We start from the raw sequence: 15,625 nt of genomic DNA, 5'->3' as shown, positions 1-15,625 counted from the left end.
TCTCTTGGAGGGTCCCGAAATTCAGTACTCAGAAGCTGTCATCGACAACGGCCGGTTTGGCCAGCGCGTGGTCCGGTTCGAAACCGGCCGCGTGGCCCAGCAGGCGGCCGGCTCGGCGATGGTCTACATCGACGAAGACACCGCACTGCTCTCCGCCACCACGGCGGGCAAGTCCCCGCGCGAAGGCTTCGACTTCTTCCCGCTGACCGTCGACGTGGAAGAGCGGATGTACGCCGCCGGCCGCATCCCGGGCTCGTTCTTCCGCCGCGAAGGCCGCCCGTCCACCGAAGCGATCCTGGCCTGCCGCCTGATGGACCGCCCGCTGCGCCCCGCCTTCGTCAAGGGGCTGCGCAACGAGGTCCAGGTAGTGGTGACCGTGTTGGCCATCAATCCCGACGTCATGTACGACGTCGTCGCGATCAACGCCTCCTCGATGTCCACCCAGCTGAGCGGCCTGCCGTTCTCCGGCCCGATCGGCGGCGTCCGCGTGGCGCTCGTGGACGGCCAGTGGGTGGCCTTCCCCAAGCACTCCGAACTGGAGCGCGCCGTGTTCAGCATGGTGGTGGCCGGCCGCATCGCCGCCGGCAACGACATCGCCATCATGATGGTCGAGGCCGAAGCCACCGACAACGCCTGGAACCTGATCAAGGAAGAGGGCGCCACCGCGCCCACCGAAGAGGTCGTGGCCGAGGGCCTCGAGGCCGCCAAGCCGTTCATCCGGGCGCTGTGCGAGGCCCAGTCCGACCTGGCCGCCCGCGCGGCCAAGCCGACGGTCGAATTCCCGATCTTCAAGGACTACGAGGACGATGCCTTCGCCGCCGTGGAGTCCGCCGCAGCTGCCAAGCTGACGGAAATCTTCTCGATCGGCGACAAGCAGCAGCGCAACGAGGCCGCAGACGCGTTCAAGGCCGAGATCCTGGCGCAGCTGGCCGGCACCGAGACGGCGGAATTCGCCGGTCGCGAGAAGGAAGTTTCCGCGGCCTTCAACGCCGTGACCAAGAAGGTTGTCCGCCAGCGCATCCTCACCGAGCAGGTGCGCATCGACGGCCGCGGGCTGAGCGACATCCGCAAGCTGACCGCCGAGGTCGAGGTCCTGCCCCGCGTCCACGGCTCGGCCATCTTCGAGCGAGGCGAAACCCAGATCCTGGGCGTCACCACGCTGAACATGCTGAAGATGGAGCAGCAGATCGATTCGCTGTCGCCGGTGACGCGCAAGCGCTACATGCACAACTACAACTTCCCGCCGTACTCCACCGGTGAGACCGGCCGCGTGGGCTCGCCCAAGCGCCGCGAAATCGGCCACGGCGCGCTGGCCGAGCGCGCCCTGGTGCCGGTGCTGCCGTCGCGTGAAGAGTTCCCGTACGCCATCCGCCAGGTCTCCGAGGCGCTGAGCTCCAACGGCTCTACCTCCATGGGCTCGGTCTGCGCCTCCACCCTGTCCCTGCTCAACGCCGGCGTGCCGCTGAAGGCCCCGGTCGCCGGCATCGCCATGGGACTTGTCTCCGACCAGGTCGACGGTGAAACCCGCTACGCGGCGCTCACCGACATCCTGGGTGCCGAGGACGCCATGGGCGACATGGACTTCAAGGTCGCCGGTACCTCGGAGTTCGTCACCGCCATCCAGCTCGATACCAAGCTCGACGGCATCCCGGCGTCCGTGCTGGCCGCAGCCCTGAAGCAGGCCCGCGAGGCACGGCTTCACATTCTCGGCGTGATCAATGCCGCGATCGACCAGCCGGACGAGATGAGCGAATTCGCCCCGCGGATCATCTCGGTCAAGATCCCGGTGGACAAGATCGGCGAGGTCATCGGCCCCAAGGGCAAGATGATCAACCAGATCCAGGAAGACACCGGCGCGGACATCTCCATCGAGGACGACGGCACCGTGCTGATCGGCGCGACCGACGGTGCGGCCGCCGAAGCCGCCCGCGCCGCCGTCAACGCGATCGCCAACCCGCAGATCCCCGAGGTGGGCGAGCGCTACCTGGGCACGGTCGTGAAGACCACCACCTTCGGTGCCTTCGTGTCGCTGACCCCGGGCAAGGACGGCCTGCTGCACATCTCCGAGCTGCGCAAGCTGGCCGGCGGCAAGCGCGTGGACAACGTCGACGACGTGGTGTCGGTGGGCCAGAAGGTCCAGGTCGAGATCACTAAGATCGACGACCGCGGCAAGCTGTCCCTCGCCCCCGTGGTGGCCGAGGACGCCGCAGCCGACGAGGCGTCGGCCGAAGAGGCCGTGGCCGAGTAAGCATGACCGTCGTCGCCCTGCCGCTGGTCGGCAGCATGCAGCATGCCGACGCCACCGAGCTCGGCGGGTCGGACCCCACGCTGGTCCACGGCGAACCGGGCGGCGCCATCGTGCGCCGCTCGGTGCTGCCCGGGGGAGTGCGGGTGCTGACCGAAGCCATGCCCGGCCAGCGGTCGGCGACGATCGGATTCTGGGTCGGTGTTGGCTCGCGGGATGAAGCCGCGGGCCAACACGGCTCGACCCATTTTCTGGAGCATCTGCTCTTCAAGGGCACCAGGCGCCGGACGGCACTGGACATCGCCTCCGCCTTCGACGAGGTCGGCGGCGAATCTAATGCGGCCACGGCCAAGGAAAGCACGTGCTACTACGCGCGCGTCCTGGATTCGGACCTGCCGATGGCCATCGACGTGATCGCCGACATGATCACCTCTGCGGTCCTTGACCCGCAGGAGCTGGAGCAGGAACGCGGAGTCATCCTCGAAGAGATCGCCATGGACAATGACGATCCCGCGGACGTGTGCCACGAAAAATTTGTTGAGGCGGTGCTCGGCGGGCACCCCCTGGGCCGGCCGATCGGCGGGACGCCGGAGGCGATCAAGGCGGTCGCCCGCGACTCGGTCTGGGCCCACTACCAGCGCTACTACCGGCCCGACGAGCTGGTGGTCACCGCGGCCGGCGGGCTGGACCACGACGCGGTGTGCGCGCAGGTGCTCGCCGCCCTGGAGTCGGCCGGCTGGCACCTCAAGGCCGGTGCGGTCCCGGTGCCGAGGCGGCAGACCGCGGCCGCGGCCATCGCCCCCGTCGCCGGCACCTACGTGCACCGCCGCCCGGTCGAGCAGGCCAACATCGTCATGGGCTGCCCGTCCATCAACGCCACCGACGAGCGCCGCTTCGTCATGAGCGTGCTCAATGCCGTGCTGGGCGGCGGCATGTCCTCCCGGCTCTTCCAGGAGATCCGGGAGAAACGGGGCCTGGCCTACGCCACCTATTCGTTCTCCGGCGCCTACGCCGATGCGGGCTACTTCGGCATGTATGCCGGTTGTTCGCCGGCCAAGACCGGCCAGGTCATCGACCTGCTCGGGGCCGAACTCGACCGGCTGGCGGCCGACGGCATCTCCGCCGACGAGCTGCGCCGGGCCGTCGGGCAGCTTTCCGGCGGCATCGTGATGGCCCTGGAAGACAGCGGCTCCCGGATGTCGCGGCTGGGCCGGGCCGAGCTGGTGTCGGGGGAGTTCCTGGACATCGACGAGTCGCTTGCCCGGATCGAGGCCGTGACCGCCGGGCAGGTCCGGGAGCTCGCCGGCGAGCTGGCCGCGGCGCCGCGCGTGGTCACCGTCGTCGGCCCCTTCGACTCGGCGGCGGACTTCGGCCGGTAGAACCGGCCCCGGCCCGCCCGGGCGGCCGAGGGCGCGGATGCTGCCCGCCTCCTTGGGGATGAGGGGGGCGCGGTCAGCCGCCGGCGAACGGCGGCAGGATGTCAATCACGTCGTCTGCCGCCAGCGGTGCCTGCCGGTCCTTCCACGCCACCTCGTTGCGCAGGAAACTGCTCCGGGCGAGGACCGACTCCATGGAGGGAGCGGACGGCCTGCCGGGTGCGGCAGGCATCGGACGCCCGCCCCCAGCCGAGGGGACGGCCCCGGCACCGGCGGGCACCGGTTCCTTCGCCGCCGCGGTGCTGTGCCGGGCGATGACCTCGCGCAGCACCGCCTCCAGCGTGCTGCCGTCGGGCAGCGGCAGGGATTCCTCCTCGACGCCGGCGGCGGCCTGCGCCGCCCCGAAATACCGGATGATCATCTATCCGCCTATCGCACTCATGGTCCGGTCCGGCTGGACGAAGTCCGTGCCGCCCAGACCCGCATGATCCATACCGTGGGCCTTGGGTTTGCCCCACATCGCATGCCTCCACCGTTCCGCCACCGCCTCGTCGTCCGCGCCGGAGCGCAGGAGGTCCAGCAGGTCAGTTTCCTCGTGCGAGAACAGGCAGGAGCGCACCTTGCCCTCGGCCGTGACCCGGGTGCGGCGGCAGTCGGCACAGAACGGTTCCGTTACGGAGGCGATGATTCCCACGGTGCCGGCGACGACGCCGGGGCGGTCCCGCCGCCGCACCTCCCACCGTTCCGCCGGGGCGCCGTCGCGTGAGCGCGGGTCCGGGGAGAGCAGGAAGACCGGCTCCAACAGGGCGCGGATCTCGGCGGCGGACAGCATGTTCTGCCGGGTCCAGCCATGGTCCGCGTCCAGCGGCATCTGCTCGATGAACCTCAGCTCGTAGCCCCGTTCCACCGCCCAGTCCAGCAGCGCGGGCGCCTCGGCGTCGTTGATGCCGCGCATCAGCACCGCGTTGATCTTCAGCAGGCCCAGGCCGGCCGCGTCGGCGGCTTCGATGCCGGCGAGCACCCGGTCCAGGAACGGGCGGCGGGTCAGCTGCGCAAACGTCTCCGGGTGCAGTGAGTCCAGCGAGACGTTGATCCGGGTCAGGCCGGCCGCCTTCAGGGCGGCCGCCTTCTTCTCCAGCCCGAGGGCGTTGGTGGTCAGCGACACGGGCAGGTCGGGGTGGTTGTTGCGGACGGCAGCGATGATGTTCACCAGCCCGGCACGGACCAGGGGTTCGCCGCCGGTCAGGCGCAGCTCGCGCACGCCCAGCCGCCCGACGGCGATCCGGACCAGCCGGACCACCTCGTCGTCGCTGAGGACCTGTTCCCTGGCCAGCCAGTCCAAGCCTTCGGCCGGCATGCAATACGTGCAGCGGAGGTTGCACTTGTCGGTCAGCGAGATCCGCAGGTCGGTGGCCACCCGGCCAAAGCGGTCCACCAGCGCCGGGCCGGTCCCTGCGGGGCGCGCCGGGGCCGCGGCGGACGCGGTCCCGCCGGGAACCTGCGGCATTCCCAGATCAACGCTCATACCTCGAGGGTACCCGGCGGAGGGCCGCGGATGCGGGATGGTTCCGGCAGGGGCGACACCGGACGCAACCCGAACCTGTCCGGTTCCGCATTTGCGGAACTATACTGCTTTCCATGACGCAGATACGCATCTCGGATGCTGCGCGCTTCCTGGGGGTCAGCGACGATACCCTGCGCCGCTGGATCGACGCCGGAGCGCTGGCCAAGCACCGGGACGCCTCCGGCCGGGCGACCGTGGACGGCGCGGAGCTGGCCGCCCTGGCCCGGGAGCAGGCTGCCCTGCCCCAGGATCCCACCGGGATCGGCAGCTCGGCCCGCAACCGCTTCGTGGGGATCGTGACCGATGTCCGGCTGGACGCGGTGATGGCCCAGGTGGAGCTGCAGTGCGGTCCGCACCGGGTGGTGTCCTTGATGAGTGCCGAAGCCGTGCGGGACCTCGGCATCGAACCGGGGTCGGTGGCGGTGGCCTCGGTTAAGGCGACCATGGTCGCCGTCGAGACGCCGTCGGGGACGAGCTGAGGTGCGCCGCTGGCAGCGCCTGGCCGGCCCGGCGGCGGCCGCGGCCTGTATCCTCGCCGGCAGCGCGTGCGCGGCGCCGGGGCCGTCGGGAGCTGGCGCGGCCGGCCGGTCGGACGGTTCCGGGCCCGAGGGCACGGTGACCGTTTTCGCGGCGGCGTCGTTGCACTCCGTCTTCTCCGGGCTGGCCGACGAGTTCGAGGCCGGCCACCCCGGCGTGGACGTGCGCCTGAACAGCGGGGGTTCTTCCGACCTCGCCGCCCAGATCCTGGCCGGGGCCCCGGCGGACGTTTTCGCGACGGCCGACCAGGCGACCATGGACCTGGTTGCCGGCCACGGACTGAACGAGGGCCCGCCGGCGGTCTTTGCCACCAACGTGCTGCAGATCGCGGTGCCCGCCGCGAACCCCGCCGGCGTCTCGTCGCTGGACGACCTGGCCGAACCCGGGGTCAAAACCGTGCTGTGCGCATCCCAGGTTCCCTGCGGCGCCGCGGCCGCCGCCGTCCAGCGCGCCGCCGGCGTGCACATCCCGGCGGTCAGCGAAGAGCAGTCGGTCACCGACGTCCTGGGCAAGGTGCTCTCCGGCCAGGCCGACGCCGGCCTGGTGTATGCGACGGACGTGCAGGGCGCCGGAGGCAAGGCCCGCGGCATCTCCATCCCCGAAGCCGGGCAGGCGGTCAACGCCTACCCGATCGTCGGCCTGAAGGGGGCGGACAACCCGGCGGCAGCCGAGGCCTTCGTGGATTTCGTGACCGGGAACGCAGGCCGGAAGGCCCTGGCGGCGGCGGGATTCGGCCCGCCCTAAGCGCAGCGCGGCGCCCGGCCCCGGCCAGGGCGCCCGGATGGGATGCGGACAACCTTCGGAACGAACGGGAGAACATGACGACGACGACGGCGGTGCGCGCCCCGGTGCCCTACTGGGTGTATCCGCTGGCTGCGGCCGGCGCCGTCTTCGTCCTGCTGCCGCTGGCCGGGATGGCCGCGCGCGTGAACTGGCCGGAGTTCCCACGGCTCGTGACCTCCGAGCCGGCGCTGGCCGCGCTGGGACTGAGCCTGCGGACTGCCGCCGCCAGCACGGCCCTGTGCATCGTGCTGGGCGTCCCGATGGCGCTGGTGCTGGCGCGCAGCAGTTTCCCCGGCCAGCAGGTCGTCCGGTCGCTGGTGCTGTTGCCCCTGGTGCTGCCGCCCGTCGTCGGCGGCCTGGCCCTGCTGTATACGTTCGGCCGGCGCGGGCTGCTCGGCGGCACCTTCGAGATGATCGGCATAGAGATCGCGTTCTCCACCACGGCCGTGGTGCTCGCGCAGTCCTTCGTGGCGCTGCCGTTCCTCGTGTTGAGCCTGGAAGGTGCGCTGCGCACGGCGGGCACCAGGTATGAAACGGTTGCGGCGACGTTGGGCGCCAGGCCGTCCCGCGTCCTGCGCACGGTGACCCTGCCGCTGGTGCTGCCCGGGCTGCTCTCCGGGGCGGTGCTGTCCTTTGCCCGGTGCCTGGGCGAGTTCGGGGCCACGCTGACTTTTGCCGGAAGCCTGCAGGGAGTCACGCGCACGCTCCCGCTGGAGATCTACCTGCAGCGGGAAACCGATGCGGATGCCGCGGTGGCGCTGTCGCTCGTGTTGGTGGTGGTCGCCGTCGCGGTGGTGATGCTGGTCCACCGCAGGAGCGGCCCGGGCCGGGCGGCGGGTGTCCCATGAGCCTGGACCTGACCGCGCGGCTGCCGTCCCGCGGCTTCGAGGCGGACTTCAGCGTCGCGGACGGAGAAACCGTCGCCGTGCTCGGCCCGAACGGGGCCGGCAAGTCGACCCTGCTGGGTCTGGTTGCCGGGCTGCTCCGTCCCGCCTGGGGCCGGGCGGAACTGGACGGCAGGGTCCTGTTCAGCGCCGGGCAGCCGCAGCCGGACCGCTGGGTGCCCGCCCATGCCCGCGGCGTCGGCCTGCTGGCGCAGGAACCGCTGTTGTTTCCGCATCTGCGCGTCGAGGCCAACGTTGCCTACGGGTTGCGCAGCCGGGGAGCCTCCCGGGCCGATGCCCGCAGGGCCGCCCGGCACTGGCTCGCGGAACTGGAAGCCTCCGGGCTGGCCGACCGCCGGCCGGGTGAGCTGTCCGGGGGCCAGGCGCAGCGCGTCGCGGTAGCCCGCGCGCTGGCGGCCGACCCTTCGCTGCTGCTGTTTGACGAGCCGATGTCCGCCTTGGATATCACGGCCGCCCCGGCCCTGCGCAGGCTGCTCCGCCGGGTGCTGGCGGGGCGGAGCGCCGTCATCGTCACGCATGAACCGCTGGACGCGCTGCTGCTGGCCGACCGGGTGGTGGTCATGGACGGCGGGCGGATCGTCGAGCAGGGGCCGGTGCGCGAGGTGTTTGCCCGGCCGCGCAGTGCCTTCGCCGCCGGGATGACCGGCTTGAACTTCGTCACCGGCACCGCCACGGAGACCGGACTGGCCGGCGCCGACGGGACGCACTGGAGCGGGGAAGCCGAAGCCGGGCTGCGTCCCGGGGACCCCGCGGCGGCGGTGTTCCGTCCTGCCTCGGTGGCGCTGTTCCCCGACCTGCCGGCCGGCAGCCCGCGCAACGCCGTGGCGGCCACCGTGACCGAACTGGTGCCGCACGGCGGCCTGGTCACGGTCAGGGCCGGCGCGCTGGCCGCCGAGGTCACGCCCGCCGCGGTTTCCGACCTGTCGCTGGCGCCGGGGGAACGCGTGCACTTTGTGGTCAAGGCGGCCGAGGTGTCGATCTACCCGCGCTGACGTCCCCGTCCGGGGAAGCTCCGCGGCGCCGCCCAAGGCCGTCCCCTAGGATGGCAGCAGAACATGCACGCGGCACCCTCTCCGGCACCCGGCCGTCGGTTCCGCCTGCGACAAGGAGGGCCAGTGGCACAGAGCGTTGCCGGGCATTGCGCCGTCGTCGAGGAATTGCTCCGTCACGCCGCACGGGACTGCCTCGCCGGGAGCGAGACGGTGGCGCTGGCGTCGGCCCTCGGGCGGGTGCTGGCCGCCGACGTGGCCGCGCCGATGAGCCTGCCGCCCTTCGCGAACTCGCAGATGGACGGCTACGCGGTCCGCAGCGCGGAGACAACCGGCGGGGCGGGGTTCGCCGTGGCCCCGGCAATTCCCGCGGGCTATGCCGCCCCGGCGCTGCCGCCGAACGCGGCCGCGCCGATCATGACGGGGGCGATGCTGCCCGCGGGGGCGGACGCCGTCGTGCCGATCGAGGAAGCGGTGCCGGACTCTTTCCCGGTCGAGGGCGAGGGAGGCACGGTAACCCTGCCGGAAACCGAGGCCGGCCGGTTCGTCCGCGCCGCCGGCAGCGACATCGCCGCCGGCGACCTCGCGCTGGCGGCCGGAACGTTGCTGAAGGCGCCGCAGCTGGGCCTGCTCGCCGCGCTCGGCCTGGCCTCCGCCGACGTGCGGCCGCGGCTGCGGGTGCTGCTGCTGAGCACGGGCGACGAGGTGGTGGCCGCCGGCGCCCGGCTGCGGGCCGGGCAGATCTACGATGCCAACAACACCCTGCTGGCGGCCTCGCTGCGGGAGGCCGGCTGCGAGGTGGTCTCCAGCCGCATCCTGGCCGACTCCGCGCCCGGGTTCCGCCGCCGGCTGGACGAGGACCTGCGCCGCCACGGCGCCGACCTGGTGCTGACCTCCGGCGGGATCTCCAAGGGCGCCTTCGAAGTGGTCCGGCAGGCGCTCGAGCCCGAAGGGGTGGCCTTCGCCTCGGTGGCGATGCAGCCGGGCGGGCCGCAGGGCGCCGGCCGGATCGGCGACGCGGTCTTCCTCGCGTTCCCGGGCAACCCGGTCAGCTGCCTGGTCTCGTTCGAGATGTTCCTGCGGCCGGCGCTGACGGCGGTGCTGGGAGCCCCCGCTCCGCGGGCGGTGCTGCGCGCCCCGCTGGCGGAAGCCGCGGAGTCGCCGGCCGGCAAACACCAGGTGCGGCGCGGCCGCTACGACCGAGGACGGGTGCAGTTGGTCGGCGGAGCGGGGTCCCACCTGGTGCACGCGCTGGCGCAGTCCAACGCGCTGGTCCACCTGCCCGTGGGGATGGAACGCGCCGAAGCCGGCCAGGACGTGGAAATATGGCTGCTATGAGTGAAGCAGAACGCCTGACCCACGTCCGCGAGGACGGCACGGCGCACATGGTCGATGTCAGCGGCAAGGACGAAACCACCCGGGAAGCCACGGCGCAGGCCGTGCTGACCACCCGCCCCGACGTGGTGGAACTCCTGGCCGCCGGTTCGCTGCCCAAGGGCGACGCGTTGGCAGTCAGCCGGGTCGCCGGAATCATGGCGGCCAAGCAGACGCCGCAGCTGATCCCGCTGTGCCACCCGCTGCCGATCAGCAAGGTCACGGTGGACTTTTTCCCGGCCGCGGAATCCGTGCGGATCGAGGCGACGGTGAAGACCCGCTCGGTCACCGGCGTGGAAATGGAGGCGCTGACCTCCGCCTCGGTGGCGGCACTGAGCCTGTACGACATGGTCAAGGCCGTGGACAAGCACGCGGTCATCTCCGACATCAAGGTGCTGGCAAAATCCGGAGGCAAGAGCGGGGACTGGGCGCTGTGAGCGCCAGGACCGCCGGCATCATCGTCGCCTCCACCCGCGCCGCGGCCGGCGCCTACGAGGACGAATGCGCGCCATTGATCTCCGAGTGGCTGGCCGGACACGGCCTGGCCGCCGGTGTCCCCCAGATCGTCGCCGACGGCGAACCCGTCCGCCAGGCGCTGCGGAAGATGCTCGCCGCCGGGCCCCGGGTGATCGTCACCAGCGGAGGCACCGGACTGGCCGCCGACGACCGCACCCCGGAAATCACCGCCGTCGCGCTGGAACGGGATTTGCCCGGCGTGATGGAAGCCATCCGCGCGTACGGGCGGACCAAGACCCCGCTGGCCGCGCTGAGCCGGGGCGTGGCCGGGACCGCCGGGTCCACCTTTGTGGTCAACCTGCCCGGCTCTCCCGGGGGAGTGCGCGACGGCCTGGCCGCCCTGGATCCGCTGATCGGGCACATCTGCGCGCAGCTGGAAGGCGACACCGACGCAGGCCATGCCGGCTGACGCCGCCCCGCGCCGGTCAACGCCGGCCAAGGGATACTGGAAGCATGCAGCCGATGAGAGGACAACCATGACCAGCACGGTGCTGTACGCCGCGGTAACCGGCGAGGCGATCGACGCGGGCGAAGCTACCGCCGCGGTGGGCTCCGCCGAGTGCGGCGCCGTGGTCAGCTTCAGCGGCGTGGTCCGCAACCACGACGGCGGCCAGGCCGTGGCCGCGCTGTCCTACTCCGCCCACCCCAGCGCCCAGCGCGTGATCGCCGAGGTCGCGGGGCGCATCGCCGCGGACCACGACGGCGTGCGCATCTGGGTGGCGCACCGCACCGGCCCGCTGGCGATCGGCGATCCGGCCCTGGTCGCGGCCGTCGCGTCGGCGCACCGCGCCGCGGCCTTCGCCGCCTGCTCGGAGCTGGTGGACCGGATCAAGGAAGAAGTGCCGGTCTGGAAGGAACAGCACTTCGCCGATGGCAGCACCGAATGGGTCGGCATCGGGCAGTAGCGATACGCTGGAGGGCATGACTGAGCAACTTGCGGTGGCCGTGCTGGGCGCCGGCGGACGGATGGGCAGCGAGGCCGTCGCGGCCATCCAGGGCGCCCCCGACCTGGACCTGGTGGCCGCGCTGAAGCGTGGCGACGCGCTGGAAGAGCTGGTGGCCGCGGGGACGCAGGTCGTGGTCGACCTGACCACCCCGGACAACACCGAGGCCAACGTCCGCTTCGCCGTCGAGCACGGCATGCACGCGGTGGTCGGCACCACCGGCTGGGACCAGGCCAGGCGCGACTCGCTGGCGGAGCTGCTGGAACAGCATCCCGGAACGGGCGTGCTGATCGCCCCCAACTTCGCGCTCGGTTCCGTGCTGGCCTCGGCCTTCGCCGCCACCGCCGCCAAGTACTTCGAATCGGTGGAGATCATCGAACTGCACCACCCGGACAAGGTGGACGCGCCCTCCGGCACCGCGGTCCGCACGGCGCAGCTGGTGGCCGCCGCCCGCATGGACGCCGGCGTTCCCGCCGGCCCCGACGCCACCACCACCGCGCTGGACGGGGCCCGCGGCGCCGACGTGGACGGCGTGCGCGTGCACAGCGTGAGGCTGCGCGGCCTGGTGGCGCACCAGGAGGTGCTGCTCGGCGGCCCGGGCGAACAACTGACCATCCGGCACGATTCCTTCGACCGCGCCTCCTTCATGCCCGGAGTCCTGCTGGGCGTCCGGACCGTCGGCGGGCGGCCCGGACTGACCTACGGACTCGACGGGTACCTGGAACTTTCATGAGCAACGCCGAACACACGGGTCCCGCAGCGGACGGCGGCAACGACCGCATCGGCTGGTATGCCCGGCACGGAGCCAAGATCTGGGTCGGCGTGATCATCGTCCTGCTGGTGGGCTACCTGGGAGCCACGCTGCAGCGGGCCTGGCTGATGCTCAGCGAACCCGACCCCGTAGCCAAGGGCCTGGGCATTGCGCTGGTGGTCCTGCCGATCATCGGGGCCTGGGCGCTCAGCCGGGAATTGCTGTTCGGCGCGCGGATGTCCAGGCTGGCCCGGACCCTGGAAGCCGAAGGCGGGCTGCCCGTGGACGACCTGCCGCGCACGCCCGGCGGGCGCATCGTGCGGGAGGCGGCCGACCGGGAGTTCCTGGTGTACCAGGCCGAGGCCGAAGCTGCGCCGGAGGACTGGCGCAGCTGGTTCCGCCTCTCGTGCGCCTATGACGCCGCAGGGGACCGCAAGCGTGCCCGCGAGTCGATGCGCCACGCCATCAGCCTCAGCCGCTCCTAAACGGCTCAGCGGCCGCGGCTGCCCGCCGGCCGCAGCGCCTCACGGGTCAGCCGGGCCGCGGTGGAGGTCACCAGCTCGAACGGTCCCCGCCACCCCAGGGCCAGGAAGGCCATGCCCAGCGCAACAGCCGCCGCTGCCTGCCACAGATAGGTTGGCAGTTCGGGAGCAGCCGGCGGCAACGCGCTGAGCACCCAGACGTGGGCAGAATAGAGCGTCAGCGTCATGGCCCCGGCGCCCGCCAGCGGCAGCAGCAGCCACGGCAGCCGGGACGTCAGCAGCAGGCACACCGCCAGGACCACGGCCGAGGTGCCCACCGTGTGCAGCAGGTCAAAGGTCGTACCGGCATGCGGCGACGAGCCGCCCAGCCACCACCACGAGCCGCGCTGCTCGATCCAGCTCATGTTCACCTGGTACACGAGATCGAAGTCCGGCCGCCGTGCCGCCTCGGTCGCCGCGACCTCCGCGTATCCGCCGAGCCGCTCCATCAGGAACCAGGAACCCGCCTTGGCCGCCACGGCCAGCACCGCGCCGGCCGCCAGCAGCCCCAGTTGCACGCCGGTGCGCTGCAGCTCCAGCCGCCCGATCAGCAGGCCCGCCAGCAGATACCCCAGCCACTGCACCACGGGATAGTAGCCGGTGAGGAAAACATCGCTGAGCAGCGTGGCCGGCGTCAGCAGGTCGTAGACCATGGGGTTGTGGCCCAGCTCGGCCGGCTGCACCGCCGCTTCCGCCCAAGGCCGCAGCACGTGGGCCAGCACCGGCGAGACGACGATCCAGCCGGTTGCCCACAGCGCCAGCACACCGCGGCGGAGCTGCAGGAACGGCAGCGCGCACAGGAACAGCACGCCGTAGTGGACCAGGATCACCGCGACGTTGACTTCCAGCGCACCCAGCATCATGCCGACCGTGGCAATGAGCAGCGCACGCACGGCAATGCCCCCGCGGTCCGCGGCCAGGCTCCCGCCCCGGTGGCCGCGGCTGCCGCCGGTGAGCAGCGCCAGCCCGACCCCGGCCAGGACCGCGAACAGCGCCGAAGAGCGCCCGGAGAGGACCAGGCCCACGAAGTTCGGCTGCGGGTCCGTGCCGGCGGTCCACGGCGCAAAGATGTGGGTCGCCATCATGCCCAGCAAGGCGATGCCGCGGGCGGCATCAATCCCGGCGATCCGCGGGCGGGTGGAACCTGGGCGCATGCACCGATAATCTCACAGCGGGCGTGGAGGCGGCTGTGAGACCGGCGGCCGGCACGCGATACCGTGAGGGAATGAACAGGTTGGAGAACGCGGCTGCCGCACCCCCGGAGCGGCCATGATGGGATTTGCCGTCAACGGGGACGACGGCGTGCGCCTGGCCTTCGAGGACACCGGCACCGGGGAGCCGCTGCTGCTGGTCCATGGAACCGCCCTGTCCAAGGCCACCTGGCGGGGGCTGGGCTACCAGCGTGCCCTCAAGCCGCGGCACCGGGTGATTTCGCTGGACATGCGCGGGCACGGCCGCAGCGACAAGCCACACGACGTGGGCGCCTACACGATGGAGCGTTTCATGGGCGACGTCGAAGCGGTGCTGGACGCCTGCGGGCTGGAGAGCGTGAACTACTTCGGCTATTCTTTCGGCGCGCGGGTAGGACTCGCGATGGCGGTGTACCGGCGGCAGCGCCTGCGCTCGCTGACCATGCTGGGCGGAACCCACCGGAGCATGGCCGGCCAGGTCGGCAAGCTCTTCTTCCCCGACTACCTGGACGCGCTGGAGACGGGCGGGATGGAAGAGTTCCTCCGCCGCTGGAACGGGCGCCGCGCCGTGCCGGTGGACGCGGCCACCCGGCAGGCCTTTTTGGCCAACGACCCGGCGGCGCTTGCCGCCTACTTCCGCGCCGGCGAAGAGCTGCCCGGCCTCGATCCCCGCCAGGTCCAGCGGATCCGGTTGCCCGTCCTGCTGATTGCCGGCAGCGAGGACCACCCACGCGCCGCGGAGTCGCGCCAGGCCGCGGCCTTGCTGCCGGACGGACACTTTGCCGAGCTGCCGGGCCTGGACCACGCCGGCTGCCTCGCCGCCCAGGACGAAGTGACCGCCTTGCTGACCGGTTTCCTGGGCCGCCTCCCCGCGCCCCGATGACATGCCCGCCTGCTCCGGCCGCCGGGCCCGGGCGCAACGGCGGCGGGAGCCGCGGCACGTGACGTGAAGCTCTGTGTCGCGCCTTGTACGCCATTGCCGATAGGACCCGCCGACACGGTAACGTTTTCCCTATGGTTGAGTCTGACGTTCGTGAGTATCCCTTTGGCACCATGGTCACCGCAATGGTCACCCCCTTCACCGAGGAGGGCGAGGTCGACTACGGGAAGGCAGCGGAACTGGCGGACAAGCTGGTCCAGGACGGATGCGACGGGCTCGTCGTCACCGGCACCACCGGCGAGACCTCGACGCTCACCGACGACGAGAACGAGGGCATGTTCCGGGCCGTCGTCGAGGCTGTGGGGGGAAGGGCCAAGGTCATTGCCGGGTCCACCACCAACGACACCCGCCACTCGGTCAGTCTCTCCCGGCGCGCCGCCAGCGCCGGCGTGGACGGACTGCTCATCACCGCCCCCTACTACAACAAGCCGAGCCAGGCCGGCGTGCAGGCCCACATCGAGACCATCGCTTCGGCCATCGGCCTGCCCGTCATGGTCTATGACATCCCCGGCCGCGCCGGCATCAACATCGAGACGGAAACCCTGATCCGGCTGGCCGAGCATCCGCTCGTCGTCGCGCTCAAGGACGCCAAGGCGGACTACGCCGCGACCACCCGCGTCCTGGCCGCCACGGACCTCGACGTCTACGCGGGCGACGACGGCCTGACCCTGCCGCTGATGGCGGCCGGCGCGGTCGGCGTGGTCAGCGTGACCGCGCACGTGGCCACCCGCCAGTTCCGGGAGCTCGTCGATGCCGCACTGGCGGGGGACTTCGCCACCGCACGCCGGCTGCACTTCGAACTGGACCCGATCATCCGGGCGGTGATGACACACATCCAGGGTGCGGTCGCCGCCAAGCAGATCTTGAAGTGGCAGGGCGTCCTGCCCAATTCGGTGGTCCGGCTCCCGCTGGTGGAACCGACCGAGGCCGAGCTCGCGCCGGTCCGCGCCGACCTGGCCGAGGCCGGCCTGGCGCTGGGGGTCTGACCGC

Annotated in this window: 17 protein-coding genes; 14 read left to right on the top strand and 3 right to left on the bottom strand. The window is 71.7% G+C overall.

All coding sequences use genetic code 11. The features are described from left to right. Positions 1-4 precede the first annotated feature (4 nt). Positions 5-2,248, top strand: coding sequence for a polyribonucleotide nucleotidyltransferase (locus AC5RVG_RS13240; protein WP_494014383.1), 2,244 nt, complete (start codon positions 5-7; stop codon positions 2,246-2,248). Positions 2,249-2,250: 2 nt separating this feature from the next. Beyond that, complete coding sequence (locus tag AC5RVG_RS13235) at positions 2,251-3,624, top strand: M16 family metallopeptidase (RefSeq protein WP_494014183.1); 1,374 nt, start codon at positions 2,251-2,253, stop codon at positions 3,622-3,624. A gap of 73 nt (positions 3,625-3,697) precedes the next feature. Here the strand turns inward: AC5RVG_RS13235 and AC5RVG_RS13230 are convergent, their stop codons facing one another. Beyond that, on the bottom strand, positions 3,698-4,042 hold the full coding sequence (locus AC5RVG_RS13230) for a MoaD/ThiS family protein (protein ID WP_494014182.1): 345 nt from the start codon (positions 4,040-4,042) through the stop codon (positions 3,698-3,700). After that, on the bottom strand, positions 4,043-5,146 hold the full coding sequence (gene moaA / locus AC5RVG_RS13225; RefSeq protein ID WP_494014181.1) for a GTP 3',8-cyclase MoaA: 1,104 nt from the start codon (positions 5,144-5,146) through the stop codon (positions 4,043-4,045). 113 nt (positions 5,147-5,259) lie between these two features. Between moaA and AC5RVG_RS13220 the strand changes: the two genes are divergently transcribed. The 10 genes from AC5RVG_RS13220 to AC5RVG_RS13175 all read left to right on the top strand — a co-directional run bounded on the left by AC5RVG_RS13220 (position 5,260) and on the right by AC5RVG_RS13175 (position 12,469). Further along, the gene (locus tag AC5RVG_RS13220; protein WP_494002417.1) at positions 5,260-5,664 is read left to right on the top strand and encodes a TOBE domain-containing protein; all 405 of its coding nucleotides are present in this window, start codon (positions 5,260-5,262) and stop codon (positions 5,662-5,664) included. A 136-nt stretch (positions 5,665-5,800) separates the two neighbouring features. Then, a complete protein-coding gene (gene modA, locus AC5RVG_RS13215) occupies positions 5,801-6,466 on the top strand; it encodes a molybdate ABC transporter substrate-binding protein (RefSeq protein WP_494014180.1) in 666 nt (221 codons plus the stop codon). A gap of 74 nt (positions 6,467-6,540) precedes the next feature. Further along, positions 6,541-7,353 (top strand): ABC transporter permease, encoded by an 813-nt coding sequence (locus tag AC5RVG_RS13210; RefSeq protein WP_494002415.1) that lies wholly within the window; start codon positions 6,541-6,543, stop codon positions 7,351-7,353. Then, complete coding sequence (locus tag AC5RVG_RS13205; protein WP_494002414.1) at positions 7,350-8,402, top strand: sulfate/molybdate ABC transporter ATP-binding protein; 1,053 nt, start codon at positions 7,350-7,352, stop codon at positions 8,400-8,402. Before AC5RVG_RS13210 ends, AC5RVG_RS13205 begins: the two co-directional genes overlap by 4 nt. Positions 8,403-8,525: 123 nt before the next feature. Beyond that, positions 8,526-9,737 carry a molybdopterin molybdotransferase MoeA gene (locus tag AC5RVG_RS13200; RefSeq protein ID WP_494014179.1) on the top strand — a complete coding sequence of 404 codons (1,212 nt, stop codon included), beginning with the start codon at positions 8,526-8,528 and terminating at the stop codon, positions 9,735-9,737. Further along, on the top strand, positions 9,734-10,210 hold the full coding sequence (gene moaC, locus AC5RVG_RS13195) for a cyclic pyranopterin monophosphate synthase MoaC (RefSeq protein WP_494014178.1): 477 nt from the start codon (positions 9,734-9,736) through the stop codon (positions 10,208-10,210). Before AC5RVG_RS13200 ends, moaC begins: the two co-directional genes overlap by 4 nt. Continuing rightward, complete coding sequence (locus AC5RVG_RS13190) at positions 10,207-10,698, top strand: MogA/MoaB family molybdenum cofactor biosynthesis protein (protein ID WP_494014177.1); 492 nt, start codon at positions 10,207-10,209, stop codon at positions 10,696-10,698. The genes moaC and AC5RVG_RS13190 overlap by 4 nt, the downstream gene beginning before the upstream one ends. A 67-nt stretch (positions 10,699-10,765) precedes the next feature. After that, the gene (locus AC5RVG_RS13185; RefSeq protein ID WP_494014176.1) at positions 10,766-11,194 is read left to right on the top strand and encodes a molybdenum cofactor biosynthesis protein MoaE; all 429 of its coding nucleotides are present in this window, start codon (positions 10,766-10,768) and stop codon (positions 11,192-11,194) included. 16 nt (positions 11,195-11,210) lie between these two features. Beyond that, the gene (dapB, locus tag AC5RVG_RS13180; protein WP_494014175.1) at positions 11,211-11,966 is read left to right on the top strand and encodes a 4-hydroxy-tetrahydrodipicolinate reductase; all 756 of its coding nucleotides are present in this window, start codon (positions 11,211-11,213) and stop codon (positions 11,964-11,966) included. After that, the gene (locus AC5RVG_RS13175; RefSeq protein ID WP_494002408.1) at positions 11,963-12,469 is read left to right on the top strand and encodes a tetratricopeptide repeat protein; all 507 of its coding nucleotides are present in this window, start codon (positions 11,963-11,965) and stop codon (positions 12,467-12,469) included. The genes dapB and AC5RVG_RS13175 overlap by 4 nt, the downstream gene beginning before the upstream one ends. Positions 12,470-12,474: 5 nt before the next feature. Here AC5RVG_RS13175 and AC5RVG_RS13170 read toward each other — a convergent pair whose 3' ends face one another. After that, positions 12,475-13,659, bottom strand: a complete 1,185-nt coding sequence (locus AC5RVG_RS13170) for a heparan-alpha-glucosaminide N-acetyltransferase domain-containing protein (protein WP_494014174.1) — start codon at positions 13,657-13,659, stop codon at positions 12,475-12,477. 115 nt (positions 13,660-13,774) lie between these two features. Here AC5RVG_RS13170 and AC5RVG_RS13165 point away from each other — a divergent pair, with 115 nt between their 5' ends. Both AC5RVG_RS13165 and dapA read left to right on the top strand, forming a co-directional pair. After that, on the top strand, positions 13,775-14,578 hold the full coding sequence (locus AC5RVG_RS13165; RefSeq protein WP_494002406.1) for an alpha/beta fold hydrolase: 804 nt from the start codon (positions 13,775-13,777) through the stop codon (positions 14,576-14,578). Positions 14,579-14,709: 131 nt separating this feature from the next. Next, positions 14,710-15,621 (top strand): 4-hydroxy-tetrahydrodipicolinate synthase, encoded by a 912-nt coding sequence (gene dapA, locus AC5RVG_RS13160; protein WP_494014173.1) that lies wholly within the window; start codon positions 14,710-14,712, stop codon positions 15,619-15,621. Positions 15,622-15,625: the final 4 nt, after the last annotated feature.

Source organism: Arthrobacter senegalensis (assembly GCF_059091765.1).
The sequence above is the reverse complement of the archived record's forward strand: the minus strand, read 5'-3'. Positions and strand labels throughout refer to the sequence as shown.